Source organism: Saliphagus sp. GCM10025334 (genome assembly GCF_042663485.1).
Lineage (GTDB): Archaea > Halobacteriota > Halobacteria > Halobacteriales > Natrialbaceae > Natronosalvus.
In genome coordinates, this window is record NZ_JBHTAF010000008.1 from 79,500 (window position 1) to 106,069 (window position 26,570).

General features: G+C 62.6%; 30 protein-coding genes and 1 tRNA gene. 11 read left to right on the forward strand and 20 right to left on the reverse strand.

Going from position 1 to position 26,570, the window contains the following annotated elements:
* The first annotated feature begins 72 nt into the window (after window positions 1–72).
* Both ACFQO4_RS20390 and ACFQO4_RS20395 read left to right on the forward strand, forming a co-directional pair.
* Window positions 73–390, forward strand: coding sequence for a HalOD1 output domain-containing protein (locus ACFQO4_RS20390; protein WP_500262568.1), 318 nt, complete (start codon window positions 73–75; stop codon window positions 388–390).
* Between the two features lie 14 nt (window positions 391–404).
* Window positions 405–644 carry a UPF0058 family protein gene (locus ACFQO4_RS20395; RefSeq protein ID WP_500262569.1) on the forward strand — a complete coding sequence of 80 codons (240 nt, stop codon included), beginning with the start codon at window positions 405–407 and terminating at the stop codon, window positions 642–644.
* Window positions 645–886: 242 nt separating this feature from the next.
* On the opposite strand, the gene ACFQO4_RS20400 is transcribed toward ACFQO4_RS20395, so the two are convergent.
* Complete coding sequence (locus ACFQO4_RS20400; protein ID WP_500262607.1) at window positions 887–1,309, reverse strand: DUF371 domain-containing protein; 423 nt, start codon at window positions 1,307–1,309, stop codon at window positions 887–889.
* Window positions 1,310–1,524: 215 nt separating this feature from the next.
* Between ACFQO4_RS20400 and ACFQO4_RS20405 the strand changes: the two genes are divergently transcribed.
* The gene (locus ACFQO4_RS20405) at window positions 1,525–1,746 is read left to right on the forward strand and encodes a hypothetical protein (RefSeq protein WP_500262570.1); all 222 of its coding nucleotides are present in this window, start codon (window positions 1,525–1,527) and stop codon (window positions 1,744–1,746) included.
* Between the two features lie 48 nt (window positions 1,747–1,794).
* On the opposite strand, the gene ACFQO4_RS20410 is transcribed toward ACFQO4_RS20405, so the two are convergent.
* The 3 genes from ACFQO4_RS20410 to ACFQO4_RS20420 all read right to left on the reverse strand — a co-directional run bounded on the left by ACFQO4_RS20410 (window position 1,795) and on the right by ACFQO4_RS20420 (window position 4,044).
* Window positions 1,795–3,138, reverse strand: coding sequence for an alkaline phosphatase family protein (locus ACFQO4_RS20410; RefSeq protein ID WP_500262571.1), 1,344 nt, complete (start codon window positions 3,136–3,138; stop codon window positions 1,795–1,797).
* Window positions 3,139–3,260: 122 nt separating this feature from the next.
* Window positions 3,261–3,386: a hypothetical protein gene (locus ACFQO4_RS20415; RefSeq protein ID WP_500262572.1), complete on the reverse strand. Its 126-nt coding sequence runs from the start codon at window positions 3,384–3,386 to the stop codon at window positions 3,261–3,263.
* 124 nt (window positions 3,387–3,510) lie between these two features.
* Window positions 3,511–4,044, reverse strand: a complete 534-nt coding sequence (locus ACFQO4_RS20420; RefSeq protein WP_500262573.1) for an inorganic diphosphatase — start codon at window positions 4,042–4,044, stop codon at window positions 3,511–3,513.
* 199 nt (window positions 4,045–4,243) lie between these two features.
* Here ACFQO4_RS20420 and ACFQO4_RS20425 point away from each other — a divergent pair, with 199 nt between their 5' ends.
* Complete coding sequence (locus ACFQO4_RS20425; protein WP_500262574.1) at window positions 4,244–4,603, forward strand: PadR family transcriptional regulator; 360 nt, start codon at window positions 4,244–4,246, stop codon at window positions 4,601–4,603.
* A gap of 16 nt (window positions 4,604–4,619) precedes the next feature.
* Here the strand turns inward: ACFQO4_RS20425 and ACFQO4_RS20430 are convergent, their stop codons facing one another.
* Window positions 4,620–5,264: a DUF7108 family protein gene (locus ACFQO4_RS20430; RefSeq protein ID WP_500262575.1), complete on the reverse strand. Its 645-nt coding sequence runs from the start codon at window positions 5,262–5,264 to the stop codon at window positions 4,620–4,622.
* A 296-nt stretch (window positions 5,265–5,560) separates the two neighbouring features.
* Here ACFQO4_RS20430 and ACFQO4_RS20435 point away from each other — a divergent pair, with 296 nt between their 5' ends.
* Entirely contained in the window at window positions 5,561–6,154 is a 594-nt protein-coding gene (locus ACFQO4_RS20435; protein ID WP_500262576.1) for a hypothetical protein, read from the forward strand.
* 48 nt (window positions 6,155–6,202) lie between these two features.
* Here ACFQO4_RS20435 and rnhA read toward each other — a convergent pair whose 3' ends face one another.
* Window positions 6,203–6,799, reverse strand: a complete 597-nt coding sequence (gene rnhA / locus ACFQO4_RS20440) for a ribonuclease HI (RefSeq protein WP_500262577.1) — start codon at window positions 6,797–6,799, stop codon at window positions 6,203–6,205.
* Window positions 6,800–6,960: 161 nt separating this feature from the next.
* Here rnhA and ACFQO4_RS20445 point away from each other — a divergent pair, with 161 nt between their 5' ends.
* A complete protein-coding gene (locus ACFQO4_RS20445) occupies window positions 6,961–7,923 on the forward strand; it encodes a transcription initiation factor IIB (protein WP_254156548.1) in 963 nt (320 codons plus the stop codon).
* An 80-nt stretch (window positions 7,924–8,003) separates the two neighbouring features.
* Here the strand turns inward: ACFQO4_RS20445 and ACFQO4_RS20450 are convergent, their stop codons facing one another.
* The 4 genes from ACFQO4_RS20450 to ACFQO4_RS20465 form a co-directional block, all read right to left on the reverse strand.
* Window positions 8,004–9,182, reverse strand: coding sequence for a LolA family protein (locus ACFQO4_RS20450; protein ID WP_500262578.1), 1,179 nt, complete (start codon window positions 9,180–9,182; stop codon window positions 8,004–8,006).
* A 471-nt stretch (window positions 9,183–9,653) separates the two neighbouring features.
* Window positions 9,654–9,965, reverse strand: a complete 312-nt coding sequence (locus tag ACFQO4_RS20455) for a DUF7521 family protein (RefSeq protein WP_500262579.1) — start codon at window positions 9,963–9,965, stop codon at window positions 9,654–9,656.
* The gene (locus ACFQO4_RS20460; protein WP_254156545.1) at window positions 9,962–10,309 is read right to left on the reverse strand and encodes a winged helix-turn-helix domain-containing protein; all 348 of its coding nucleotides are present in this window, start codon (window positions 10,307–10,309) and stop codon (window positions 9,962–9,964) included. The genes ACFQO4_RS20455 and ACFQO4_RS20460 overlap by 4 nt, the downstream gene beginning before the upstream one ends.
* 113 nt (window positions 10,310–10,422) lie before the next feature.
* A complete protein-coding gene (locus ACFQO4_RS20465) occupies window positions 10,423–12,273 on the reverse strand; it encodes a cation:proton antiporter domain-containing protein (protein ID WP_500262580.1) in 1,851 nt (616 codons plus the stop codon).
* A 133-nt stretch (window positions 12,274–12,406) separates the two neighbouring features.
* Between ACFQO4_RS20465 and nreA the strand changes: the two genes are divergently transcribed.
* Window positions 12,407–13,762: a DNA repair protein NreA gene (gene nreA, locus ACFQO4_RS20470; protein WP_500262581.1), complete on the forward strand. Its 1,356-nt coding sequence runs from the start codon at window positions 12,407–12,409 to the stop codon at window positions 13,760–13,762.
* Between the two features lie 120 nt (window positions 13,763–13,882).
* On the opposite strand, the gene ACFQO4_RS20475 is transcribed toward nreA, so the two are convergent.
* From ACFQO4_RS20475 to ACFQO4_RS20485, 3 genes are all read right to left on the reverse strand, one after another.
* Complete coding sequence (locus tag ACFQO4_RS20475) at window positions 13,883–14,695, reverse strand: DUF8593 domain-containing protein (RefSeq protein WP_500262582.1); 813 nt, start codon at window positions 14,693–14,695, stop codon at window positions 13,883–13,885.
* A 110-nt stretch (window positions 14,696–14,805) separates the two neighbouring features.
* Entirely contained in the window at window positions 14,806–15,102 is a 297-nt protein-coding gene (locus ACFQO4_RS20480) for a DUF8593 domain-containing protein (RefSeq protein ID WP_500262583.1), read from the reverse strand.
* 66 nt (window positions 15,103–15,168) lie between these two features.
* The gene (locus ACFQO4_RS20485) at window positions 15,169–15,933 is read right to left on the reverse strand and encodes an enoyl-CoA hydratase/isomerase family protein (protein ID WP_500262584.1); all 765 of its coding nucleotides are present in this window, start codon (window positions 15,931–15,933) and stop codon (window positions 15,169–15,171) included.
* 394 nt (window positions 15,934–16,327) lie between these two features.
* Here ACFQO4_RS20485 and ACFQO4_RS20490 point away from each other — a divergent pair, with 394 nt between their 5' ends.
* Complete coding sequence (locus tag ACFQO4_RS20490) at window positions 16,328–16,915, forward strand: AsnC family transcriptional regulator (RefSeq protein WP_500262585.1); 588 nt, start codon at window positions 16,328–16,330, stop codon at window positions 16,913–16,915.
* A gap of 48 nt (window positions 16,916–16,963) precedes the next feature.
* On the opposite strand, the gene ACFQO4_RS20495 is transcribed toward ACFQO4_RS20490, so the two are convergent.
* Window positions 16,964–17,602: an FAD-dependent oxidoreductase gene (locus ACFQO4_RS20495; protein WP_500262586.1), complete on the reverse strand. Its 639-nt coding sequence runs from the start codon at window positions 17,600–17,602 to the stop codon at window positions 16,964–16,966.
* A 158-nt stretch (window positions 17,603–17,760) separates the two neighbouring features.
* Complete coding sequence (locus tag ACFQO4_RS20500; protein WP_500262587.1) at window positions 17,761–18,225, reverse strand: winged helix-turn-helix transcriptional regulator; 465 nt, start codon at window positions 18,223–18,225, stop codon at window positions 17,761–17,763.
* A gap of 128 nt (window positions 18,226–18,353) precedes the next feature.
* On the opposite strand from ACFQO4_RS20500, the gene ACFQO4_RS20505 reads away from it, so the two are divergent.
* Entirely contained in the window at window positions 18,354–19,166 is an 813-nt protein-coding gene (locus tag ACFQO4_RS20505) for an AAC(3) family N-acetyltransferase (protein ID WP_500262588.1), read from the forward strand.
* A 53-nt stretch (window positions 19,167–19,219) separates the two neighbouring features.
* Here ACFQO4_RS20505 and ACFQO4_RS20510 read toward each other — a convergent pair whose 3' ends face one another.
* Together ACFQO4_RS20510 and ACFQO4_RS20515 are read right to left on the reverse strand one after the other, a co-directional pair.
* Complete coding sequence (locus ACFQO4_RS20510; protein ID WP_500262589.1) at window positions 19,220–20,575, reverse strand: hemolysin family protein; 1,356 nt, start codon at window positions 20,573–20,575, stop codon at window positions 19,220–19,222.
* Window positions 20,576–21,340: 765 nt separating this feature from the next.
* Window positions 21,341–21,997, reverse strand: coding sequence for a helix-turn-helix domain-containing protein (locus ACFQO4_RS20515; RefSeq protein WP_500262590.1), 657 nt, complete (start codon window positions 21,995–21,997; stop codon window positions 21,341–21,343).
* Between the two features lie 196 nt (window positions 21,998–22,193).
* Here ACFQO4_RS20515 and ACFQO4_RS20520 point away from each other — a divergent pair, with 196 nt between their 5' ends.
* Window positions 22,194–23,366: a sensor histidine kinase gene (locus ACFQO4_RS20520; RefSeq protein ID WP_500262591.1), complete on the forward strand. Its 1,173-nt coding sequence runs from the start codon at window positions 22,194–22,196 to the stop codon at window positions 23,364–23,366.
* 172 nt (window positions 23,367–23,538) lie between these two features.
* On the opposite strand, the gene ACFQO4_RS20525 is transcribed toward ACFQO4_RS20520, so the two are convergent.
* Together ACFQO4_RS20525 and ACFQO4_RS20530 are read right to left on the reverse strand one after the other, a co-directional pair.
* A complete protein-coding gene (locus ACFQO4_RS20525; RefSeq protein WP_500262592.1) occupies window positions 23,539–24,081 on the reverse strand; it encodes a type III secretion system chaperone family protein in 543 nt (180 codons plus the stop codon).
* Window positions 24,082–24,569: 488 nt separating this feature from the next.
* Window positions 24,570–24,722, reverse strand: a tRNA-Met gene (locus ACFQO4_RS20530).
* Between the two features lie 107 nt (window positions 24,723–24,829).
* Between ACFQO4_RS20530 and ACFQO4_RS20535 the strand changes: the two genes are divergently transcribed.
* Window positions 24,830–25,927, forward strand: a complete 1,098-nt coding sequence (locus ACFQO4_RS20535) for a DUF7115 domain-containing protein (protein ID WP_500262593.1) — start codon at window positions 24,830–24,832, stop codon at window positions 25,925–25,927.
* A gap of 124 nt (window positions 25,928–26,051) precedes the next feature.
* Here the strand turns inward: ACFQO4_RS20535 and ACFQO4_RS20540 are convergent, their stop codons facing one another.
* Window positions 26,052–26,411 carry a DUF5830 family protein gene (locus ACFQO4_RS20540; RefSeq protein WP_500262594.1) on the reverse strand — a complete coding sequence of 120 codons (360 nt, stop codon included), beginning with the start codon at window positions 26,409–26,411 and terminating at the stop codon, window positions 26,052–26,054.
* Window positions 26,412–26,570: the final 159 nt, after the last annotated feature.

Below are 26,570 nucleotides of genomic sequence, written 5' to 3' on the forward strand. Positions count from 1 at the left end.
ATAATGGCGGATATACCTCGACATTTAGGGACACCGCTTTCATAGGTGTTCGTTGGCCCGCTATCCAGAGATATGAGCAGTCAACTCGATCACGCAGCCAACGGCGAGATGGGACTCGACTCGATGGAGGACGAAACGGACGCGTTGACGGGAGAACTCGTCCAGGCGATCGCGGCCCTCGAGGAGGTGCCCGAGACCGACGTCGGACCGTTGTACGAATCCATCGAACTGGAGTCGGTCGTGACGCTGCTGCGTCACGCGAGCGCGCACGATTCGACGGTCAATGTCGAATTCGAACACGAGGGCTACACCATCACCATCGGTTCGGACGGAACGGTTCGAATTTACGAGGGAGACCCACAGATCGGCCAGCCGAACGAATCTGCGTGAGAGGAGTTGACGGAATGCGTAAACAGGAACTCATCCACCTACACGCCCTCGCGGTCGAGCTTCGCAAAGACGTAACCGAACACGAGTCGGTGCCACTGGGCGCATTCGACGAGTACGATCGGTACGGGGTCGCTCCGACGTCGATTCACTACAACAAGCCTCGGCACAAAGAGAGCCTGCTGTTGCTTCTGGACGGGATCTGTCGTACTATCGGTCGGCCGCCGGTGCAGGAGCTCCCCGACGGGATGCGGTGAGGCCGGCCGAGCACGCGTGAAGATGTCGTCGTCTCGCTGTACCGTCAGTCGCGACTCCGCTCGAGGGAGGGGTGTACCAGTGCCGGAATACTGGGATACGTCTCAATAGATCACAGATATTCGTCATCGCAATCGCCGTGATGTGCTCGATACTCGAAACGGCATCAGCGAGCGAGGAACGGACGGGTCTCGAGGATTCGGCGGCCGACGGACGGCGCACCGATTAATCTCGCTCCCGTCGATCACTCGGGGGACGAGACGGTAAATGTCACCCGCGCTTCGGCACCGTCGGCGAGTGCGGCCACCAGTTCGCGGTCGAACCCCTCGGCGGCGACGTCGGCCTCGAGCAGGACCGTCCGCTCGTCGACGTACGTACTGGTCCGTCCGACGGCACTGCGCTCGCTGGCGAATTCGAGGTCGGGGTCCCCTCGCCCGGCCACGCTGTCGACGTGCCCGTCGGCCTCGATGGAGACCGTGATCGTCGCGTCGGCGTTCCGACAGGCCTCGACGAAGGCCGGGTCGAAGTCGGCGGGGGCGCGGTCGGCGTCGATGGCGAGGATGCAGTCGCCGGCGGGGGTGAGGTAGTCGTCGGTCGTGATCTCGAAGGTGCTCGCGTGTCGGGCGGAGACGTGCTCGTGACCGCGGGCGTGGATGACCTCCGTCAGCGTGCTCGAGTCGTCACTAACGTCGGCGTCGCCTTCCGCTTCCTCCTGGCCGTCGCCTTCTACGTCGGTGGCGTCGCGCATACTCGAGCCAGCATCGGGACTGTCAAAACGGATTCGAAAACGCGTTCTCGAGCGGAACCGTTCCGCGAGGTGACGAAAGAGACGCCGTTCGACCTCGGCAAATCGCAATACCGATACTCGCGGCGACGTCTCTGGTGACTGTGCGAGTCACCCTCGTTCGAATGCTCGTCTGGATCGGCATTTCCCTTTCGGCCGTCTGGGCCATCGTGGTCGTTCTCCTCGTGCTCGTTCGATTCACGCCCCTTCCGTCGTTCGAATTCGTCGCCTCGATCGTCTTCGTCGGTGCCGTTCTGGCGACGGTCGTGGGTATTGGGCAACTACTCCGAAACGGATACCGGTGGCTCGTCGATCGGTGACGCCATTCGATAGTCGGTATCCGTAAAAACGGGAGCTGGTGACTCGCTCTATACCAGGCTCGCGCCGTCGAAGGCCGACCGTTTGACGTCGACCTCGAGCAGGTCGAGGATCGTCGGCGCGACGTCGTAGAGGTCCGCGTCCTCGATGGTGGCGTCGGGATCGTCGATGAAGAGACTCGTGTCGTCGAAGCTGTGCATCCCGTTACGCGGCCCCGTGGTGAAGACGTCGCTGTCGGCTTTGAACCCCGACTTGAGGTCGAAGCCATTGTTCGGAATCGCCACGAGATCCGGCGCGATATCGTCGTGGTCGCCGCGGAACGCCGTCTCCTTCTCGACGACGCGGTCGACCACCTTCCGACCGTCGGGACCCTCGAGGCCCTCGAGCATGGCCTTCAGTTCGTCGCGAACCGCGTCGTAGTCCTCCTGTGGGACCGATCCGCGGGGCTCTCGACCCTCGAGGTTGAGGTAGAACCGGCCGGGGATGAACGAGTACGCGCGCGTCTCGTCGGCGATGTCGCCCAGTTCGTCCGGGTTGTCGGTGTCGAAGGAGAGCCAGCCCTCCTCGCGGAGCCACTCGTTGAAGTGGACCTCGTAGTCGAGGCTGGTGAAGCCGTGGTCGGAAGCGACGATCAGGGTCACGTCATCGGGCAACAGCCCGCGGATGCGCCCGATGTAGTCGTCGAGTTTCTCGTAGAACTCGAGGAACTCCTCACGGTACTCGCCGTCGCGCTCGTAGTCCTTGAACAGGAAGTGGTTCACCCGGTCGGTCGTCATGAAGACGCCGAAGAAGAGGTCCCAGTCGTCCGTCTCGAGGTAGTGACGGAACGCCTCGAAGCGGGCGTCGAGCGTCTCGTGGGCGTCCTGGATGAACTCGGTCTTGTCTGCCTCGTGGCCGAGTTTCGGGTTGACGTCGATGCGATAGTCGATCGACTCGAGGTACTCGCGAACGTCGTCGGGAAACGCCGCCTTCTCGAGGTCGGGGGAGAGAAAACCCGAAACCATCCGCTGGACGTCCCGCTGTGGCGGGAACGTAACGGGAACGTTGAAGACGGTTGCCTTACGACCCGCCTCTGTTACGCGGTCCCAGAGGCGGGTCGCCTGCACCTCCCGCCCCATCGGAACGTACGTCTCGTAGGTGCCGACCTCCCGATCCTGGAAGCCGTAGACGCCGGTCTCGCCGGGATTGACGCCGGTCGTGAGCGCCGGCCAGCACGCGCTCGACTCGGGCGGAACGATGCTCGATATCTCGCTCGCCGTCCCCTCGTCTGCGAGCGCGGTGAAGTTGGGGAATCGATCGCGGTTGTTCGTCAACAGACTGTACGGCACACCGTCGATACCGATAAACGCGACGCGCGGGTTCTCATCGCCGCGCAATCGGTCGAACAGACCCATGGGGGACCGTAGTCCGACCGGCTACAAGAAGGTTCGTCTCGAGACACTGTTTTCGAGACCGATAGGGCCCCTCCGGTTCTGCCGGGCGTCTTGCCGAGTGTGATCGACTTCAGCACACCGGGTCAGTCTCGGCGCTGATTCGCCGCGTCGGGGTCGAAATTCGTCGGGACGACCGTCAGGTGGGCCATTCCGGGTTCCTCGTCGTCAGCCGACGCCGGGTCGTGGGTGGGGTGTTCGGTGGTCGCCATCTCACCTCTAGCTACGCCAACGATGCCCATAAAATTACCCATGCTCATAACGTATCGGTCGAGCCGATCGAATAACTCTCGGGTATTCGGCACTCGAGAAAATCGCGACGGCGCTCAGATGGCGTTACCCGAAGTGCTCCTCGTAGAGGTCCTGGGCGTGCTCGATCGCGTCGTAGGCAGCCTGCCTGTCCTCCCAGCCCTGCGTTTCGACTTCCTTGCCCTCCTCGAGGTTCTTGTACGTCGAGAAGAACTCGTCGATCTCGTCCCGTTGCTGTTGCGGGATGTCCTCGAGGTCCTGGATGTGATCGTACCGGGGATCCTCTTCGGGGACGGCGACGACCTTGTCGTCCTGCTCGCCGTCGTCGTCCATCTTCATGAGCGCGACGGGACGGGCCTCGATGACACAGCCGGGAAACGTCTGGTCCTCGACGAGCACGAGCACGTCGAAGGGGTCCTCGTCGTCGTAGTAACTCTGCGGGATGAACCCGTAGTCCGAGGGGTAGTGGACGTTCGAGTGGAGCACGCGGTCCAAGACGACGCCCGGCACGTCCTTGTCGTACTCGTACTTGTTTCGCTCGCCTTTGAGACACTCGACGACGGCGTAGATCGTTTCCGGTGCGTTCGGTCCGGTCTCGAGGTCTTCCCAGAGATTGACCATACAGGCAGGTCCGCGGTCGATCAAAAAGTACTTTCGTAATCCCGTGGAGCCACGACGTGCTGGTGTTTCACGTGGGAGTCGAACGAACCGAAATTCGCCCGCATACGGGCCGTCTGCCCCGCGTAGCACCCGTTACCGCGCACTGGCTCAAATTGAATAGTTGGTAACTCTTAAATATCTTGGTGACATTTGCACATCCATGTCAGAGGCACAAGCAATCACCGGCGAGCAGAGTATCGCACGCGAACTTACAGCGTTCCAGCGGAACATTCTGGTCATCCTGGCGAAGGAGCCGATGTACGGCCTGGCCATCAAGCGCGAGCTCGAGGACTACTACGGGACGGAGGTCAACCACGGTCGACTCTACCCCAACCTCGACGAACTCGTCGACCTCGGCCTGGTCGAAAAGAGCGAACTCGACAAGCGAACCAACCAGTACGAACTAACTGACGACGGCTACGAGGCCGTCCTCGACGGTCTCGAGTGGTCGCTCTCGAAGGTCGTCACGGGCGACGACCGCGCCGACGAGATCGGCGATATCATCGAGAACAGTTACTGAAGAACCCGTTCTGACATCACCGGGACGGTTCCGACCGGAATTCGGGCACCGGTTTTTCGGCCGTCTCGTAAATACGCTCGAGAGAGTCGTCTAACGCGTCTAGTTGCGCCTCGGTGGGCCAGGCGTTGCGAACGAAGTACTCCGACCGGAACTCCGCGAGTTCGTCGCTCGAGGCCGACGTGATCGGTTTCGCGTAGTGGTTCCCCATGAAGTCCGCGAGCGCCTCGGCGGTGGTACCGTGAACGTCGCCGTGAACGTCGCGAACCTCGGCCGCGAGCGACCGGTTTCGCTCGTCGACGGTCTCCCAGTCCTCGGGATCGCCCGGCCCGTCGAGCGGAATTTCGACCGCGCGCGTGAGATCCTCGATGCGGTCCGTTCTGATGACCCCGGCCTCCTGGTCGTGCCACTCCTCGGGATGTAAGACGAGCACCTCGTCGCCGTCGTCCGCCCGGACGTGCTCCGTGTAGTCGTGTTCGTCGAGCAACCGTTCCCGGCGATCGGCGTAGGCCTCGCGTGCCTCCTCGTCGACGGCGTTTCGCTCGAGACGTCGGAGGCGTTCGGCCTCGTCGACGACCTCGGCGGGCAGGTCGTGCGCTGCGTCGGACGCACCGTCGGCGTCGTTCTCGCCCGGTTCGGACTCGAATGCGTCGTGGCCGGTCATTCGTCTCGAACGGTGGGGCTCGAGGCTATTGGGCGTGCTGTTTCTGCTCGCGTCGGCGCTACGATGCCTGGAGTCGATACGTGTTTGGCTCAAGTTGGCACGGATGAGGAACGGGTGGCGCGCCAACGTCGCACTGGCGGGAGCTGTTCTCTGTAGACGTTCGTTCGAGTACCCGGTTCGGTCGATACCCGCGGACGGTCTCCTCGGTGCGTATTACTCGACAGCGAACCTGTCTCGAATCTATACGACACCGTTTCACATGCGCTCAGCGAAAGTACGAACGAACGGGTACGACAATGAGTGTTCACGTTGACATCGGCGAAAACCGAAACGTTCGATTGACCGACGAACGCATCGTGTGTCGACCACCGAATCGGATCGCGTTCGCGGCTGAAGGGGTGATTACGGTGACCAGAGGGTTACTGGGCGAATTCGAGGGAGCCTCCCTGAAACCGGTACGCGTCGATATTTCGGTCGACGAGTCACGCACCGTCAGGACCGATCTCGAGAAGGAGGCCTCGCTTCGGCTCGAAACGGTGGACGTCGGCGTCGAAACGCCCGATACGGACGATCTTTCGCCGGGGATGGACACGGTCTCCGCTTCGTCAGGCGACGGCACCGAGTCGACCGACGCGTCGCCTGGAGCGATCGCGTTCTCCGTCGAAGGAGCGATAACAGACGTGCCGACGGAGACGTTCGACCCCATCACCGATGGCTCCCCGTCGCTCGAGTCGATCGTGTTCGCCGTCGACGATCCGGTCAGGACCGACGGCGGATCGGACGACGTCGTCTTTTCGCTCGGACTTCTGGGCCACCGCATCATCATCTACCGAAACGGTGCCATCGACGTCGGTACGGGCGAGAACGGGGTGGACGTCGATATCCTGTGACGAGAGACGGTCGACGTTCGTGGCCGCAGAGAACCGATCTCGCGCCTCTCACTGAGCCTGATCCAACGCTTCGTTCGCCAGCGCGTCCGCTCGATCGTTGACCTCCCGGGGAACGTGCTCGAGCGTCCACTCGTCGAACTCGCGAAGGAGTTCGTGGACGGTCACCCGCTTTTCTCGCAATTCGGGATTGTTGGTGTTGTACTCGCCGCGAACCTGCTTGACGATGAGTTCGGAGTCCCCGCGCACGTGAATCTCGTCGTAGTCGTAGTCGCGGGCCGCCTCGAGCGCTGCGATCAGGGCCTCGTACTCGGCCTGGTTGTTCGTCGCGCGCCCGATCGTCTCGCTCCCTTCCGCGACGATGCCCTCGCTCGTGACGATCACCCAGCCAATCCCGGCAGGCCCGGGGTTGCCGCGCGCGCCACCGTCGAAGTAGACGTGCGCGCGACCGCCGCCCTCGCGCAGGAGGGCCTCGAGATTGCGGGGCGTACTCCCCTGTACGACCACCTTGTTCTCGTAGGCGACGGCCGTCGCACCCCCGTGAGACGCCCGCCAACGTTCGTGATCAGTGTTTCCCGACTCGACCGTCACTCCCGCATCCTGGAGACGGTCGCGGGCGTCTTCGACGTCGCACTCGATGACCGGCATACGCCGAATTGTCGCCATACACTGGCTAAAACTGTTGTGGTTCTGTGCCGAAATCCGGGCAGAAACCCGGCCGAGTCGGTCGAATCCGGTCGATTCGATCCCTGCAACGAACATACGGACCAAAGGTTTATATAATACCGTGCTACTACTATAAAAGTGCGATGACACGGTCCACCCGCCAGCGGGAGCGAATGCGCGAGACGGACGAGACCGAGGATCAAGAGGGGGTACGTGCGTGCCCCGAGTGCAACTCGGACAACCTCGTCAAGGACTCCGACCGGGGTGAGCTCATCTGTGAAGACTGTGGGCTCGTCGTGGAGGAAGAACAGATCGACCCCGGCCCGGAATGGCGGGCGTTCAACCACCAGGAACGACAGAACAAGTCCCGCGTCGGAGCGCCGACGACGCAGACGATGCACGATAAGGGACTCACGACGACGATCGACTGGAAGGACAAAGACGCCTACGGTCGATCCATCTCCTCGAAAAAGCGCAGTCAGATGCATCGACTGCGCAAGTGGCAAGAACGCATCCGGACGAAAGACGCCGGCGAACGCAACCTGCAGTTCGCCCTCTCCGAGATCGATCGCATGGCCTCGGCACTCGGTGTTCCGCGATCGGTCCGCGAGGTCGCGTCGGTCATCTACCGACGCGCGCTCAAAGAGGACCTGATCCGCGGACGATCGATCGAGGGCGTCGCCACGTCCGCACTGTACGCTGCCTGCCGAAAGGAAGGCATTCCGCGCAGCCTCGAAGAAATCTCCGAGGTATCCCGCGTCGAACGCAAAGAAATCGGTCGCACGTACCGGTACATCTCGCAGGAACTCGGCCTCGAGATGAAACCGGTCGACCCGAAAAAGTACGTCCCTCGTTTCTGCTCCGAACTCGAACTCTCCGAAGAGGTCCAGACCAAGGCCAACGAAATCATCGAGAAAACGGCCGAAGAAGGGCTCCTCTCCGGAAAATCACCGACCGGGTACGCCGCCGCGGCGATCTACGCAGCCTCGCTGCTCTGTAACGAAAAGAAGACCCAGCGAGAGGTCGCCGACGTCGCGCAGGTGACCGAAGTCACCATCCGAAACCGGTATCAAGAGCAGATCGAAGCGATGGGCATCCACGGCTAACGTCGGTTAGCCGTCCGTTTTCAGCCGAAAGTAGGCTCGAGAGTGGCGGGTCTGTCAGGTACTCGTTTGCGTGAACTGCGTCACTGACAGCCGATTTCCTCGGCCCGCTCGAGCAACGCCGCTTCATCGATCGAGCTGCTCAACTGGTAGGTCAACTCGCCACAGTCCCAGGTGACGAGGGTCGTCCCGTTGTAGGCCGAGACGGTCGCCTCGAGTTCGCCGACGTTCTCACGGTCGGGGTCGTCATCGCGGAGATCACCCTCTGAGACGCTGAACCAGAGGAGGTCCTCGCCAACGCGGTACTCCTCGTGGTAGGTCTGGACGCCGTTCCACTGGTCCGCAGAGACGGACTGACGTTCGTACTCTGTGGGGAACGTGGCGTTCGGAACCTCGAATCGCAGGTACTCGTTCGCTTCCGAGCGGTCCTCGAACTCGTGTTGTTCGAATTCAGGCTCTTCGACCGACTCCTCGTCACTCGTGCCGTTTTCCACCGGCGGGTCGAACAACCCGTCCTCGAGGTCCGCTCCGAACGTGACGGTCTCGAACGTGCTGGTGACCTCGAGTTCGGTGCCGTCGACGTCCGTGTACGTTCCCTGCATTGCGAGCGGATACCCGTGTTCGTCGTCGATCCAGAACGTCCCGCCCTCGAAGTCAGTCTCCTCGTACGCACTCGTCTCGAGCGGGTAGACGTAGCGGGTGTCGCCGACGAGCACGCCAATGCCACGGTCGACTGTCGTCTCCTTCGGTTCGACCGAGACGACGTGGGTCGTCCGGTTCGCGACCGTTTCGGTCCCCTCGTAGGCCACGTCGTACCGGTCGAGGCGCTCCTCCAGTAATCGTGCCTCGTCGTCGGCTTCGTTCTCGCTCTCGCTCTCGGACTCGGACTCGGACTTGGATTCGAGATCGTACGTAGTCACGTTGTCAGTCTCACCGTCGGTCAGCCAGAGCGTCGAGCCGTTTCGAACGGCAATCCCGCCTTCGTGGCTCTCCTCGAAACCGCTCGAGTCGATCACTTCCGTTCGCATCTTCGACGGCGGGCGTTCCCAGACGCGTTCTGTCGTCTCGTACGTTCCTGCACTGTCCGCGAACGTGACTGTCCGCTCCCCGGTTAGCGGCGGTACATCGTCAGACGTCACCGCCTCCTCGAGAAGCGTTTCCCCATCCGGTTGCGTCTCTCCGGAAATTGCCACCGTACACCCGGCGCAGACGACCACGAGTGTGATCGCTGCGAGAACCAGTCCGTCGTAAGTCCACCCCATACGCATTCGTACGCTTACACTCTTATCTAAGTATTTCCATGTCGGGGAAAATATCAATGGGGGTGGATGCAGTTGAGCCGTCGAGTGTGTGCGTACACCTCGGGCGTCGATGGGTCGGAGCGGCGTGTCGAACGTGGTGTCAGAGGCACGTTCGGTTTGATGGATGCAGTGGAGGGCCGACTCCGCCCAGCACGCCGGTTACGGCCTGCAACTACCCGTTGAGACCGATGTATAATCAAATCGGACGAGCGACTTCACGCAGAGAAAAGACCGCGGACTCTTTAAGAGGCACCGCGTCTTTGATGGATAGTATGATCTATACCGGGTGGTATCATCGGAGTATATCTCCGAGGATTTCGTACAATCGCTCTGTCCGCTCGAGAGCTTGTATTGGCCGAATCGGTCGCCAGTGCCGCCCACACCTCGTTCTCCGAAATCGTTCGCCGCCACCCACGCCGTCCCCTTGGCCCCCTACTTCGTTCCGTACAGCGAGTACGTGATCGCCAGCAACCCGAGCAATCGACTCACGTTCTCGAGGAAGACTGTCGTCGCCTGATCGGCGGCGGTGAACGTCGTCACCGAGACGTTGATTACGAACGGGCCGAGTGTCAGCAATAGCAAGCCGATGGCGAGATACTTCATCGCTCGACTGTCGTTTCGCCGATAGCCGCGGTAGGCCTGCACGGCAAGGACTGTCCCCACGAGCGCGACGAGGAGCAGACTCGCGACCGTCAGCAACTCGAACGTCGACGCCTGATCGAGTCGGACGACGCCCCTGGTCATCGCAATCCCTCCCACATTCGGGTAAATTTGTCGGCGACGTCTTCGTCCTTCCGGGTAATTTCGAGGGACAGTTCGCCGTCCTCGAGGGTCACCTCAAGTCGTTCGAGGCGGGCCGCGTAGACGCTGTAGTGGTTACCGTCCGGTGCAAGTTCGGTCTGTTCGCTGATCAGGTCACACTCCCGAAGCCGCTCGAGGCGACGGTAGATCGTCGGGAGCGATGCGTCACAGCGGTCGCTCAGGGTGCTGGCGGACATGGGTTCGGCGCTCGTTTCGGTGAGGATCGCGCGGGCGTACTCGTCGTCGAGGAGGGCCAGTAGTTCGGGGGGATCGGCGTCCTCACTCACGTTTGATACGTCGTTCCCACACAGCTATCAAAAGCGCCCCGGTTTTTCTGGCTCAGAACATCCGCTCGAGAGCGTTCTGACTCGAACCTGCCGCTCGAGCGTGACAACCCGACTCAGTCGCGCGGGTGAAACCGCTTGACGGCCGTTCGGACGGCGTCTTCGCGGCCGATGAACGTGACCCGATCGCCCTCTTCGAGGACGGTGTCGGCCTCGGGGACGTGCGTCTCTCCGTTACTGGCGATTACGGCGACGATACAGCCGTCGGGAATCTCCGAATCGAGGTCGCGGATGGTCGTCCCGACCAGTTTGGCCGCGGTGACGACGATCTCCTGGGCGTCGTGGCCCTCACCGAGTTCGTTCATCCAGTGAGCCAGCGCCGGGCGTTCGATCTCGTTGTCGATGGTCCAGGCCGTCGCGCTCGAGACGTCGATGGCGTCCACGTCGAGCGTCTCGAACGCCTCTACGTTCTCCGGTGTGTTCACTCGGGCGAGGACGCGTTCGACGTCGAAGCGCGTGGAGGCGAGCTGAGAGACCAGCAGGTTGGTGTCGTCGTCGGCGGTCGTGGCGACGACCAGTTTCGCGTTGTCGATGCCGACCTCCTGAAGCGTCTCGGTCGAGGTGCCGTCGCCGTGGTGGGTCGAGAACCCCTCCTGACGGAGTCGTTCGACGGTCGCCGAGTCGCTGTCGACGAGGATGACGTTCTCTCCACGGTTCTCCAGTCGCGTGGCGAGCGTTCGGCCGACCCGACCGCCGCCGACGATGATGGTGCGCATTGGTTCGATTTCGAAGTGTTCCGCGAGCTGGCGGGCGAGCCCCGCCTGTAGCACGACCGTGATGAAGATGACGAGAAAGACGGTGCCGGCGAGGGTCTGTGCGGCCACGGCGTTTCCGGCCGTCTCGAGTTCGATGGCGAACAGCGTGGCGATGGAGGCGGGGATGATCCCTCGCGGGCCGACCAGGCTCAAGAAGTACCGTTCGCCCGCGCTAAATCGCCAGTGGGTGGTCGCTGCAGCGACGATCAGCGGTCGAACGATCAGCGTGACCGCGACGACGACCGCGATGCCGCCGAACCCGAGGCCGAGGAGCGCTTCCACGTCGATGAGCGCGGCCAGCGAGATGAACACGAACGAGAGCACGAGCAGCGTCAGGTCGCGGTTGAATCCCTCGATTTCCTCGCGATGTGGCAGGTCCAGGTTGCCCAGGACGAACCCGGCCGTCCCGGCCGCGGCCACGCCCGTCTCGGCGAAGATCGAATCCGCGAGTCCGAAGGCGGCTAACGCGCCGATCAGTACGACGAGACGGGCGGTCTGTGGGGCGTCGCCCGCGGGCTGTCTAACTCGCGTCAGCAGGGCGTAGACGACGATGGCGACGACGATTCCCACGCCGATGCCGACCGCGTAGCGCTGAAGGAAGTACACCGGTACGTGCGAACGCTCGTCCCCGACGACGACCGTCTCGAAGATGACGATGGCCAGGAGCGCGGCCGTCACGTCGTTGACGATTCCCTCGGCCTCGAGAGCGGCCTCGACGTGCTCGCGGACGGTGATCACTTCGAGGATGGGCGTCACCACGGTCGGGCCGGTCGCCACCAGCAGGGCGCTGATCAGGAAGGCGATTCCCCAGTCGGTGTGGAGGAAGTACCGGACGGCGAGGGCGGTCCCGCCGAGGGCGATGGCCGCACCGAGCGTCGTCAACCGGATGATGGCTCGAGGGGCCAACTCGAGTTTTTCCCGGCGGAGGTGAAAGGCCCCGTCGAAGATGATGATGGCGACGCTCAGACCGACGACGGTTGAGAGGCCGGCGCCAAAGGTATCGATCGAGACGAAGCCAAGCCCTTCGGGACCGACCAACAGGCCAATGAGGATGAGAAACAGGACGCTCGGGATGCGGAGGCGATTGGCCAGCAACTGCGCGCCCAGTCCGAGGACGAGGATGCCAACGATGATCGGGAGGATGGACGACACTACGACGACGTATGTGATTCCGCCTGATAAATCAATCCCGCGTGGGAGTTCGGCGATCACTCGTCGAGAGAGACCACGCCGCTCGGGACCTCGAGACGAACATTCAAACCCTCGCCGCCCCTACCTCGAGTGAATGCGCCTCGACGACTACATCGAGGAGTTAGAACCCGACGAGGAGGCCGAGCGCCGGCGCCTCGCGAAGGAGAAGTCCTACGCCATCACGGACCACCTCGAGGACTTCGAGCGCAACTTCGAGCGGGCGCTCTCGGGCGACACCCTCGTCGGCTCCACAGCGCCCTCCATCTTCGTCGGGCGGTCGAACTACCCCGACATCCCCGTCGGCGTGCTCTCGCCGGTTGGCGACGAGGACGACGCCGAGTCCTACGTCACGGACGGGAACTGGTACCAGCAGGGGTACGGAATCGACGACGTGCTCCAGCGCCGGACCGGCCTGCTCAACTCGAACAAGCGTGCCAACGTCGACGCACCGGGGATTGCCAGCCGGCTCGCTCCCTCCGTCCAGGACGTCTGGGACGGCTTCGTCGGCGTCCAGCGCGAGGTGGCAATCGCGGATCGACCGGTGGACCTCGAAATCGGTCTCGAGGGCAAACCCGACCTGGGCCTCGACGCGGGCACCGACGTGGCGACCCCGCGCGGGCCCAGGGCGGCGGCCCGCTCCGCGGATTTAACGGAGAACCCGCACGTTCCCCGACCAGTGAAGAAGACCCTCGAGGACGACGACTGGCAAGCCCAGGGGGCGATGACCTACCTCTACCGGCGCGGGTTCGACGTCTACGAGATCAACTCGATCCTCTCGGCGGGTGCCCTCGGCGAAGCCGCCCAGCGACGACTCGTTCCCACCAGATGGTCGATCACCGCCGTCGACGACACCGTCGGGCAGTACCTCCGCGGGCGGATCCGGAACGCCCCGAGCATCGACGAGGTACAGGTCTGGGCCAACGAGTACGTCGGCAACCGCTACTGGGTGATCCTCGCTCCCGGCACCTGGGAGTACGAACTCGTCGAGATGAAGGCGCCGGGCAGCATCTGGAACCCCGATCCGGGCGCCGGAATCTGGATGGCCAGCGCCTCGGAGGGGTACCAGGGCCGCTCGAGTTACGTCGAGGAGACGGCGGGCGCCTACTACGCCGCCCGACTCGGCGTCCTCGAGCACCTCGAGTCGATCGGTCGCCAGGCGAAGTGTCTGGTGCTTCGGGAGGTGAGCGACGATTACTGGGCGCCAGTTGGGGTCTGGCAAGTCAGAGAGAGTGTCCGGAACGCGTTCGAGAGCGCACCGGGGGCCGCAAACGGTCTCGAGGACGGCAACCGTGCCGGCCTCGCCGGGGAGTACGGGACTGCCGAGACGTTCCACGATGCCGTCGCAACGGTCGCTCAGCAGTTGCCGGTATCCCTCGATCGGTTACGGCGAAAGTCGGAACTGGCGGCGGGCGTGCAGTCGAGTCTGGCAGCGTTTTCCGGGCGGGAGTAACCGACGATCGCGCCGGTTCTGGCCCGTTCGGTCGTTGGTGGTTTCAGGGATCGAATCTCGAGCCTCAAGCCGCTGGTTCCAGGCCACAGGTCTCAAGTCTCGGCCCTGAGGCCTCTGTTCTCAGATAATCCGCTCGTCGTCCTCGTCCTCGGTACTCCGTCGCTTCCCACGGCGTCGCCGGTCGTCCTCTTCCTCACTGCGGTCGCTCTCGGAATCGGAAACCGCATTCATCTCCTCCGCCTTCCGTTTTCTGGCGCTGTCACCGTCCGCGTCGCTCACGCTTCGCCCGTCTGCCCCTCGCTCCCGATCCGGTTCGTCGTCGCGTTCCCGCGCGAGGCCGCCGTGGTGCTGGTCGGCCGTCTTCGACCTCGAGTCGGGTTCGACCGCGGATTCTTCGTCGTCGAAGACCCCTTCGCCCTCGTCGAACAGGTCTTCGTCCTCCTCAAAGACTTTCGCCGTGTCCTCGTCATCGACTCGGCCGTGACCCTCGTCGATACCGCGGGTTCGATCCGGTTCCGACCGGTTCGGTTCCGTCTCTCGACTTCCCGGTCCCTCCTCGATCGGCTCTCGTTCGTCGACACCGGTCCTGGTCCCCGTCTTCGGTTCCGCTTCCATCCCCGATCCCCTCTCTATCTCGGACCCCATCTCCGTCTCGTGACCGCTCGAGTCGCCCACGTCGTCGGCACCCATCGCGCCAGGACTCTGGAGGTGAACCTCCGTGCGGGTCACCTCGGAGACGTTGGACTCCTCGAGTGTGATCGCCTCGTCGCTCGGCGACCCCCAGCCGAGGGCGGCCTTGATGCTGTCGGTGATCCCCGGATCAGGCTCGACGTAGGCAGTAGCGCCCTCGACGTCAGTGACCATACCGACGTCGTCGCCGTGCTCGTTGATGACACGCTTACCGACGTCCTCTGGCGTAAATCGTGCGGACATAGCGCTCGAATCAACGGGCGGCACACGGATGCAAGTGGACCTTGCATGCGCGTGCTATCTCTTGACACGATGGGCGACGGAAAAACGATTGGAACCTGGTTCGAACCGGTTTAGAGGTCAGTTCCGCGGTCCGTCCCTCTCGTGCCGGTCGTGCCGGTCGTGTCACCGAGGTCGGATCGGAGGTGGATCTTGTCGTCGGTGACCCGCTCGATGGCGTTCTCCTGGAGCGGGTAGGTGTCCTCGTTGGTGTCGCCCCAGCCGAGTTTAGCCTTGATCGTGTCCGTCATTCCCGGGTCCGGTTCGACGTGGGCCGTGCCGTGTTGCATGGCGGAAACCATGCCGATCGTTTCGCCGTTCGCGTTGACCACTGTCTTGCCGATGTCGTCCTCTGTCAGGTTTCGTGCCATTGCACTCGAACAGTCCACGAAATTGATGAAGGGTCTGCTGCCTGCCGCTGCAGGCACTCGAGTAGGTCAGTCGAAATCCGGCTCTCTCCCCTCGAGAAACGCCGACACGCCCTCCTCGTGGGAATCGGAGGTGTACGCCTGCACCTGCAACAAGTTCTCGTACTCGAGGGCCTCACCCCAGTGGCGACCGAGGTTTTCGTGCATCGCCCGCTTCATCAGCGCGATGGTTTCGGTCGGTCGACGGGCGAGTCGATCTACGGTCTCCTCGACGCGCTCTTCGAGGTCGTCGGGGTCGACGGATTCGTTTATCAGGTCGAGGTCGGCGGCCTCGTCGGCGTCGAAGAATTTCCCAGTAAAAGCGAGTTCCTTCGCCGTTCGCAATCCGACGAGTTTCGGCAGGAGGAACGTTCCACCGGTGTCGGGAATCAGCCCAACGCGTACGAACGCACACGAGAACGTCGCGTCCTCGACGGCGTACGCGAAGTCCGAGAGGGCGACGATCGCCAGGCCGGCGCCGACGGCGTCGCCGTTGACCTTCGCGACGATCGGAACCGGACACTCGAGCATCTCCTCGACGACCCGGCCGAACGTCTCGGTGATCCGGTCGAACGCCTCCTGTGGCCCCTCCCGCCGCTCGGCCATCGCCTGAATGTCACCCCCGGCGCTGAACGCCGTTCCCTCGCCCGTCAGGACGACGGCGTGATGGTCGGCCGGCGAGACGTCGGCTATCGCATCGGCGAGCGTCACGGCCGTTTCCGTCGAGAAGGCGTTGAGCACGTCGGGTCGATCGAACGTGATTCGAACGACGTCGCTTGCATCGTCTATCTGCATGCCTCGAGCATTCGCCAGGAGGCGCTTAACGGTATGCGTTCGACCCTCGACGGCCGGGGACGCGACAGGCTAGAGGACATTGACATTCTCCCTGCGCTAAACAGCAGTTGCCGATTCAACGCGGACGGCCGAGCGAAGGTGGTCGATCAACTGATTTGGATTGCAGCGCTCCAACGATCTATGCGGGGGAGGGAGCGAACAAACGGCGCTGTTGGCGGCGATTCTGAGCGTTTCGATTCCGCTGCGGCGTTCTGAAGAGGAACCGTTCGCGGCGTCGCTCGAGTCACGAGAGGCGCCGTCTTTGCCTGAGCCCAACGTATCGTTTCTGCATGGACAACTATGATGCTTCTGCAGAATCCAAAAATTGTAATACTGGAGTATACAATTTATGTATGTGCGAACCCTGGATAAAATCGACATCGAGATCCTCCACCACCTCGTCGCGGATGCCCGCCAGCCCTACAGCGAAGTCGCCGAGCGGATCGACGTCTCCGCGCCGACTGTGTCCAACCGAGTCGACCGACTCGTCGACATCGGCGTGATAGATGGCTTTACCGTCGACGTCGATCGATCGACCGTCTCTGCGGGGACCGAGGTACTGATCGACTGTACGCTCTCGCCGGACGCAGACGATGGGATCGCCGACCGCCTGTCCTCGCTCGAGGCGATCGAACACGTCTTCGCGACGGCGGACGGCCGAGTGCTCGCGACCGCTACCGTCTCCCAGGCACGAATACGAGCGGTGCTCGCCGACGCGGTCGACCTCGAGTCCCTCGACAGCTACCGGGTTCACCTGCTCGAGGACCGCCACTGGTCCCCGTCGATCGCCTCGTCCGATCTAGCCTTTACGTGCGACGAGTGTTCGAACCGGGTGACTGACGACGGCGTCTCGATCACCATCGACGACGACCGCTATCACTTCTGCTGTCCGTCCTGCCGGTCAGCGTTCGAAGAGAGTGCGACGATCAGCGAGTCTGTGTAACTCGAGTCGAGAATTCACGCAAACCTGCGAGCGCCGAGAGAACCGGCCCTACCCGAAGTTTTCGATGCGCGCCTCCTCCGGATCCCCGCCGGCGGCCTCGATCGCCTCGGCGACTTGGTCGACGAAGTCGGCGAACCCAAAGACGTAGCACTGCCCGTCCTCGAGGTGGGCGTCGACGGCCGACTCGAGACCCTCGTGGTCGTCCGCCTCGAGTACCGTGACGGTCGCCCCCGCTTCCGAGAGTGCCTCGAGTCGCTCGGTGTGGGCCGGTTCGTCGTCCCGGTAGATGACGGTCGCGTCGTGGCCGGCCCTCTGGGCAGCCTCGGCGATGGCGACCGCGGGGCCGATGCCGGGTCCGCCGGCGATCGCCACGACGTCGCCGTCGTCCTCGTAGGCGATCGTTCCGAACGGGCCCTCGACGTGAACCGTTTCGCCGCCCTCGAGGGAGGCGAGCCACGGTGCGAGTTCGCCGTCGGGGTCGACCCCGACGGTGATCTCGAACGTCTCCTCGACCGTCGGCGACGAGAGGGTGTAGTGGCGTGCGACCTCCTCGCCCTCGGGCGCCGCTCGGAGGAGGACGAACTGCCCGGGGAGTGCCTCGAACTCTTCGGGCGTCGCGAGCTCGAGTGCGACGGTCGACGGTCCCACTTCGGTGACGGACTCGACGGTAACGGCCGTGCCTTCCATACCGGACCGTACCGGCGGGTGCCTCAAAGAAGTTCCTTTCCCCGCGACGGTTTCGGGTCTCGAGCCTCCGATGCTCTCGCTTTCGTATGGAGTTCTGGGGCCTCGTTCTGGACCCGATTTTCGGGAACTTGGTCACCCCTCGAGTTTCCGAGGCCCGTTCACCCCTCGAGTTCGTCGCCGTATCGACTCTCCCACAGGCGGAGGTAGACGAACAGCGGGGAGAGTGTCGCCCCAGCGTCGGTCGGTTCGTACTCCACGCGCGGGGGAACCTCGTCGTAGGCAGTTCGCTCGAGCAGTCCGGCGTCGACGAACTCAGAGAGGCGCGCGGAGAGGGTGTTCGGGGAGGCCGGAATCACGTCCTCGAGTTCGGAGAAGCGACTCGGCCCGCCCGCGGTCGTAATCGCTCGCAGAATCGAGAGGGCGTGTCGGCGTTCCAAGAGCGAGAGAACGTCCCGTTTCGCCGACGACTCGTCGTTCGTCGTCTCGTCGATCGCTTCTTCCCCGCCTGCCGTTTCTACCCCGTCGGGAACTTCTCTCACGTCGGTCGCCGACTCGAGGGCCTCAGTCGCCGGAACGTCGAGGATCGTTTCGAGCGCGTCCATGATGGTGTCTGAATCGGTCATACGACCACTACGTAATCTGTAGTATTAAACTTCATGATATATAGCGATCTATCGAGTCCTGCTGGGTCGTGGTCTCTGCTCTGGATCGCGTCCGAACACTCAAATGATTCCTGTGTGTGAGACGAATTATGTCTGAACGAGATGCGATCGACGCAGTGGACGAACCCGTGACAGTGTCGTCGCTCGTCGACGACCTCCGGGCGCTTGGGCTGACGGCGGGTGAGACAGTGCTCGTCCACTCTTCGCTCAGCTCCTTCGGGTGGGTCTGCGTGGACGCCCAGACCGTCGTCGACGCGCTCATGGCCGCCGTAACCGAGGCGGGGACGCTCGTCATGCCGACCCACTCCGGACAGTACGGCGATCCGGCCGTCTGGTCGAACCCACCCGTTCCCGACGACTGGATCGACACGATTCGAGCGGAGCGACCACCCTATCGACCGGCGACCACGCCGACACGCGGCGTCGGCGCGGTTCCGGAGTGTTTTCGATCGTACCCCGACGTCTATCGGAGCCAGCACCCGACCGTCTCGTTCGCGGCCTGGGGCGCCGACGCCGAAACCATCGTCGCCGACCACGGGTTCGACGACGGTCTGGGGGAGCATTCGCCGCTGGCCAGCGTCTACGACCGCTCCGGCTCGGTCCTCCTGCTAGGAGTCGACCACGGCGCCAACACCTCGCTCCACCTCGCCGAGTACCGGGCGGACATCGATTTGCCACCGACCGATACCGTCGCTACCGTTCTCGAAGAGGGCGAGCCAACGTCGGTCACCTTCCAGGACATCGAAACCGACGCCAGCGACTTCGCGACCCTCGGCGACGCGTTCGAGGACGAACACGACTCGATCGTTCGACGCGGATCGGTCGGCGCCGCCGACGCGCGGCTAGTTCCCCAGCGAGCGATGGTCGACTTCGCCGTCGACTGGCTCGAGGCGAATCGGTAACGCGCTCCACCACCGACGCGAGACCTCGAGAATCGATCACGCGCTCTCGTCGATCACTCGAGGCTCGAATCTTCCGTGGATTCGGCGGACCCCGCTCCTGCGTTCCGGACCTCGACCTGCGAGATACGTGTCCCCTCGACTGCCGCAACGGCGAACTCGTACCCCTCGATCTCGAACTCGTCACCGACGTCCGGAACGCGACCCGCTCGAGACAGGATCAACCCACCGACAGTCTCGACGCCGTCGGCTTCGAACGCGGTCTCGAGCGTCTCGTTGAGCCTCGAGACCGTGAGTCCGCCGTCGACGACGTAGGTGCCGTTGGGTCGCCGATCGATCGACGGTTCGTCCGTGGCCACGTCGAAGTCGTCGCGAATGTCGCCGACGAGTTCCTCGACGACGTCCTCGACGGTCACGATGCCCTCGAACGCGCCCCACTCGTCGACGATGGCGACCATCTGTTTTCGTTCGCGCTGGATCTGCTCGAGGAGGTCGATGACCGAACCGGTTTCCGGATAGATGAGCATCTCCCGGGCGACGTCGCCGGCCGTTAGCGCGTCGGCGTCGGGATTTTCGTGGGTGACGCGGAGAACGTCTTTCACGTCGAGGAATCCCTCGATCTGATCGTCCGTGTTGGGATCGATCACCGGATATCGGGTGTGGCCTTCTTCGATGATTCTGGACCGAACGGCCGGAAGCGGCGTGTCCGCGGAGACTGTGATCACGTCTGGTCGGGGAACCATGACTGCCTGGACCGAGAGGTCGTCGAAGTCGAACACGCGTTCGATTAGTTCGACTTCCTCCATCTCGATGTTCCCTTTCCGACCGGCCGTCGACAGCACGGCGAGGATCTCCTCTTCGGTCAGTACCTCCTCGTTCTCGGAGGCCGGCGGGATGCCGATGAGCCGCGTGAAGAAGTTCGCGGTCCCGTTGAAGACGACGAGTCCGGGGATAAAGACGTAGTAGAAGAGCTTCATCGGTCGGGCCACGATCAGCGCCACGCGTTCTGCCTCGGCGATCGCGATCGTCTTCGGCGCCAGTTCTCCGAAGACGACGTGCAAGAAGGTGATAATGCTGAACCCGACGGCGAAGGAGACGAGGTGGATCAGCCCCCCGGGTAAGATCGGCGACAGTACGGGTTCGAGCAGAGCCGCGACGGCGGGCTCACCGATCCAGCCGAGACCGAGTGAGGAGATGGTAATGCCGAGCTGGGTCACGGCGAGATAATCGTCGAGGTTATCCATCGCGTCCTGTAAAAGGACCGCCCCCGAGCGCCCTTCCTCGACGAGTGCGTCGACAGCGGTCGCTCGAATTCGAACGTATGCGAACTCCGCGGCGACGAAAAAGCCGTTCAGGAAGACCAGGACGAACGCGACGAGGAGTCGACCGACGGAGAGGGCGACGTCTACCATCGTTTTCTCCGTATTTGATCCGTTCTCGAATTCTCGCTCGAGACACGAACTGGCTGATTCCGGTTCTGTGCGGTGTTCCACATAGTACGGTCTTCCACCTTCAGCCAGATAATTCCTATAGAAATCTGTACAGTATCCGCGTCGATGTCACACACCGGTCGAGATGTGACAGTGGAGGCACTTGTGGAAGACGACCACGTTAGCGACCACACAGCCACGAATGGTCGCGAGGCGTGGTCGACTCGAGCATGAGTGATCCACCATGACACGTCGGTTGTGTCACGTGGCACCCGAACTGCGTCGTTCGCGAGCCACTTGCACTCACAGGGGTCGTTGATGCGTCGATTCCTTAGTCGGCGGGAGGTCCCGTCGACGAATCACTATTGATCGGATATCTTCATAAATCCGACTCAATGAGCAAATTTAGCAATATTACCGGTATTTTGGGGACGAATACGGAATAATTGGGGGTCAGGAAAAACGATCGTCAGTATTTGTTGGGTGCATTGGCACAGAACTATTCGGTTGATCACTGACGGGACTTGAGGCGGGACAGACTGACGGGACTCAGACGGGGTACCACTGGCGATGCTCGAGACGGAGTATCTACACTATTTACACCGAATGTTCACGCATCCGCGTTCCGCCAATCCAGGACGCCAGTGTCGGTCGACGGTGTCCGATGGTCGTCACTCACCGCTTGCAACCCGAGTCACGTCACTCGAATTGAGTGCACGACTACGCGAAGAAGTCGACGGAGGGCAGTCAGAGATCGACCTTCCGCTGGTCTCCATCGGACAATTTGGCGCTCACGAGCGCCGCGTGGCTTCGCCGTAATCGTTCCGACAGCGCCTGGTGAGAGATACCGAGTTCGTCCGCGAGCTCTTTCAGCGTCACCTTTCGCGGTACGTCGAAGTAGCCCAGTTCGTGGGCCGTGACGATCGTCTCGTACTGGGTCTCCGTGAGCGGCGTCTCCTCGCTGAGGTCGCCGTCCAGTTCCGTCATGCGACGCACCGAGACGGAGAACTCCTGATCCAGCAGTTCGTCGTGTGCGGCCGACAGCGACTGTCGATCGTGAAAGAGCAGTTCGATCGTCCAGTCGTGGTCAACTCCGGTCGTCTCGAGGATGGCTCCACCGTGATCGGCGATCACCTCCTGGAACTGCATGATCGGCGCGTCGAACTCGAGGCGAAAGAGCCAGCGTTCGCGGCTGGCGTCGGTCAGACTGGCGAGCACCGAGAGCGTTGGATCCGCCTCGAGCGCCTCCTGAATCTCGTTGCGACTCGCCCCCGACACCCACACGAGTGGCGGGCCCTCTCCGACCACCCCTGCGAACTGGAGCTCGAGCGACGGGATGCGCTCGAACGCGGTCGCTGCAGCGAAGTGGCCGGCGGGGACCTCGAGTTCGGCGACTGTCGTCATCATCGACATTCACCACAACCGCATATAGACGGCTTCTGTTAGCGGTAGGTGTTCCCGCTACCATCGTTCGGAAACTATCTCGTGCGGAGATAGGTTACTTCGTTTTACCGCCTCCACGTCGGGTGTTCACGACGGACTACTCGAACGACCGACATACATCGTTAACTGATACCGTGTTCAATCCCAGCGCATTACGATGACGACTTCGTCTCGTCTGTCGGTAGGAGTAATCGGCCGATACGCGGTGATGGGACTCGGTCTACTGTACGTCCTGGTCGGCACCACGTACTTCGTCACCGTGGTGTCGGAGGGAACGTCGCTCGGGTCCGCATTCGTCGTCTTCTCGTTTATAGCCGGGTCGGGCCTCGTCGTCTTCGTCGGCGGGTATCGTCTCCCGACGTCGGCCGTCGACCATCGATTCTACTCGTCCGTCGCGCGCTGGTCGCTTCTCGGAATCGGCGGAATGCTCGTTATTCTAGGGGTCTATCACGCGCAACCGGACATGGGGCTCGAAGACCCCCGACGGTCGCTCGCCGTTCTCACCGCGCTGAGTTGCGTCGCCGGATTCGGCGTCGGAACCTACGCCGCCCGGGCCAAAACGAACGCCCTCGAACTCGAGCGACGGAATCGCGCGCTCGAACGCGTCCAGGACAAACTCGAGGAGACGAACGAACAGCTCGAGCGATCGAACGAGCGACTCGAGCAGTTCGCGTACGTCGCCTCCCACGACCTTCAGGAACCGCTTCGTATGGTCACCAGCTATCTCCAGTTGATCGAACGTCGCTACGCCGACGAACTCGACGAGGACGGTGAGGAGTTCATCGAGTACGCCGTGGACGGCGCAGAGCGAATGCGGGCGATGATCGACGGCCTCCTCGAGTACTCGCGCGTCGAGACGCAACGGGAACCGTTCGAACCGGTCGACCTCGACGACGTCTTCGCTGACGTTCGCAAAAACCTCGAGCTCAAGCTTCGAGAACGCGACGCCAATCTCGAGGTGGACGACCTCCCTCGCGTCGAGGGTGACCCGAGCCAGCTCCGTCAACTCTTTCAGAACCTCGTCTCGAACGCGATCGAATACAGCGGCGACGAACCGCCAGTCGTCGACGTGACGGCCGAACGGAACGGCGACCGTTGGCTCGTCTCGGTTCGCGACGAGGGGGTCGGAATCGATCCGGACGAGACGGAACGCATCTTCGAAATTTTCCAGCGGCTTCACAGCGAGGACGAGGTCTCAGGAACCGGGATCGGCCTCGCGGTCTGTAAGCGAATCGCGGAGCGCCACGACGGCGATATCCAGGTCGATTCCGAGCCTGGGGAGGGCGCGACGTTTTCGGTCGCTCTTCCGGCGGCGCAGGGCGAGACGTGATTTCCAGGCGACGGAGCACCCGGTCGAGCCGGTAGCTCCGCTGCAAGTGAACGACGTAATGCCGTACGTAACAGTCCGTTTCACGTCCTAAATCTTCGGAATCTACAATCAAGAGCGTCGTGAGTACGAAAGATGCTCATCGACTCATGCATTTTTGGCAAAACGAAGGGAATCAGTCCGCGTCCGTTTCGTCGGTGGACGGAGTATCCGATTCTGAGGTACTCTCGTTAGTGGATTCATCGGATACCGCTGATGACCCGGGGTGTGTCGCTGCCAGTACGTTCTGGACGTAGCGCATTCCGGTGGCGATTCCCATCACGCTGTCCATCAACGATTGTTGAGTCGCCTCACCAGGATAGATCCGGTGCTCTAGTTGGAGCACCTCGGCGTTCCGAAGCTCACAGGCACGGTCCTCCTCGTCGAGGAACGTGTAGAACCCGGGCGTCGCAGCAAGCACTGGCCCGATCTGGGCCAGCAGCTCTGTGCGCGACTCCTCCTCGCGGATGAGTCGCTTTGCCCGTTCGGTGTCGAACGCGCTACGCCCGACGACTCGAATCGGACCCCGCTTCTCCTCCTGGATGAGGTGTATCGGCAGGCGCGAGAGAGTCACCTGCAGGTTGAACTCCGTTTCCTCCTGAGAGTGAGGCGTAACGTCCTGAATGGCGTTCTCGTCGAGCCACCACCTGACCTGCTCGACGCTCACGTGGGTCGTCATGACTCGACTCCGGCTTCGAGCCAAAAAAGGACTGACCTGGCAGGAGCCGACTTTTCGACTTCGAGAACGTACGGACTTACCGATACTCGGGCTCCCCGGAAGATCGCATTCGATGACGGTTGTAGTCGCGGGCGCCCCTCTCCTTGGGCAAGGCCGTCGCCGACGCCCCACCGACCCGCCCGATAGGTACGACGTCGACAGCGGTCTCGAGATGGTCGCGATTAGTCCACGGCACGAATAGTAGTTTCCCACCGGGGCCTGCGGCCCGTCTACCTTCGAATTCGATGTGTTCGGCGAGGTAGCTGTCGGACTCGGGAACGGTGAAGTCGGTGTCCTTCCACGATTAAATGGTGCGCGGAGAGTCGTCACAGTACGCCTTCCAGAGCGACAGTAGCAGGGAACGTCGGATCAGGCTAATCACCCCGTACACCAAGTGAGGGGACGCTCAGCTCGAGGTCGTTAATAGTGGCTCCGTAGAAGTGGCAATATGCCCGGGGAGGGCTCCGAACCCTCGATCTCCGCATGTCCCAGGTTCGAGGCTCGGCAGAGTCCTCGAGGGACACGGAGGCTTCCAAGGCGAAACCGCACCGAATCTCTGAACCCTATGAGTGCGGCGCTATGTCCAGCTAAGCCACCCGGGCTTGCTGCAGTAGCGGGTTGTTCGCTGTGTTTCTTTAACCTTCCCATTCGCCGACGGCGTGTAATCCCTACCCACGGATTTATCACCAGCCCATACGAACCACGGTGCATGACCGTTCCCGGTATCGTCCAGTCGACGCTCGAGGGCGAGGAAATCGCCGCTCGAGTGCCACTCGGTGGTGACGACGAACTGTTCATCACACCCTCCAGGACCATCATCTATCGCGCCGAAGGACTGTTGAGCGACGAATCAGTCGACACGTTCCCGCACGACGCCGACCGTCTCACCCTCTCGGAGGGGCGTCGAAAGACGCGATTTACGCTCGAGTATCCCCTCGACGGCGAACGCGAGTTCACGATTCCGGCCAATCGAACCGACGAGGTTCTCCACCCCGTGCTCGCCGGCGTGCTCACCGGCAACGACATCACCGACTCGGGCGAGTCCGTCCTCAAGACGTTCCGGTTCAGCGAACTCACCCTGATCATCACGAGCGACCGACTCGTCAAGCACATCGGCGAGGCCGTCTGGGACAGCGACTTCGAACAGTACCATTACGCCGACGTGACGAACCTGTCCTTCGAGGACGGCAGCGTCGCCACGCAGGTCGTCCTCGGGGTGGACGGTCGCCAGCAGCGGATCAAAGCGCCGAACGACCAGGCCGACGAGGTCGCCGAACGCCTCAAGCGCGCGCTCTGTTCGTTCCACGACGTCGAGACGCTCGAGGAACTCAACGCGCTCCTCGCGGCAGACGAGGACGACGCGGACGAACCGACGAGCGAGTCAGCGTCGGGCGTCGACTTCGGCATCGGCGTCGACCCGCTGGATGCTAACCCGCCGGAACCAGACGACCTCGACGAGGAGGCGGCCGCGAGCCAGGAACCGACCGAGACCGACCCCTCCAACGACCCACTCGGCTCCTCGAGTGCCTTCGATTTGGGGTCAAACACGGACGAGGTGCCCGGGCAGACGGCCCAGCAGCAGGCCGCCGACGGCGATCTGCACGACGAATCCAGCGTGACCAATCGATCTTCGGCCTCGGCCGGCGCAGTCCGGGACACGTCGACGGCCGACTCGTCCTTGGCCGACCCGGAACTGCTCGAGCGGATCGAGTCGCTCGAGTCGGCCGTCGAGGCCCAGACCGAGTTGCTCGAGGCCCAACAGGCGACTATCGAGCAGTTGATCGAGGAGCTTCGGCAGGGTCGATAACTGTTGCTGACAAAGCTATCGGAACTATAGCAACTACCGAAACTATAGTAGCTACCGACTGTATGGCAACTACCGAACGGATAGTTCTGGCGTTACGGCGGCGTTTCTGACGTAATCATTGCTCTCACTCCCGCCCCGTGACCTTCCTGATACACGACGAGCCGAACGGCCCGAGTTCGCCAGCCTCGAGTTTGATGAAGTGACCCGTCGAGAGTCCGGCGCCACAGCGTCGGCAAGAGAATTCGCCCTCCCTGGTGACGACCTGTTCCTGAAATCGAACGTACTGGCGGCTCTTCACCCGGACGATGCCGTCCTCCCGGTCGATGATGCCGCGTAACTCCGCCTCGTCGAGGATCGTTCGCGTCACCGCGGGATCCTTGGTGATCGTCTCGATTCGGTCGACGACCGCCGGGAGCGGGAGCGACTCGTGCTCGAGTCGCTCGAGGAGAGCGAGTCCGAGGTTGACGCGGTCGTCTTCGGCCATCGTGCTCGCTCTCGAGTGTTCCGTGGACGGTGATAAACGTTGTGTCGACGCTCGGCCCCATCGCTCGGTTTGGCGCTCTCAGTACCGAACAATACGGAGATTGGAAGGAAGGGAACCGCTGCTATCACTTCGGGAGAACGTCACGAGACAGAAAGGTTT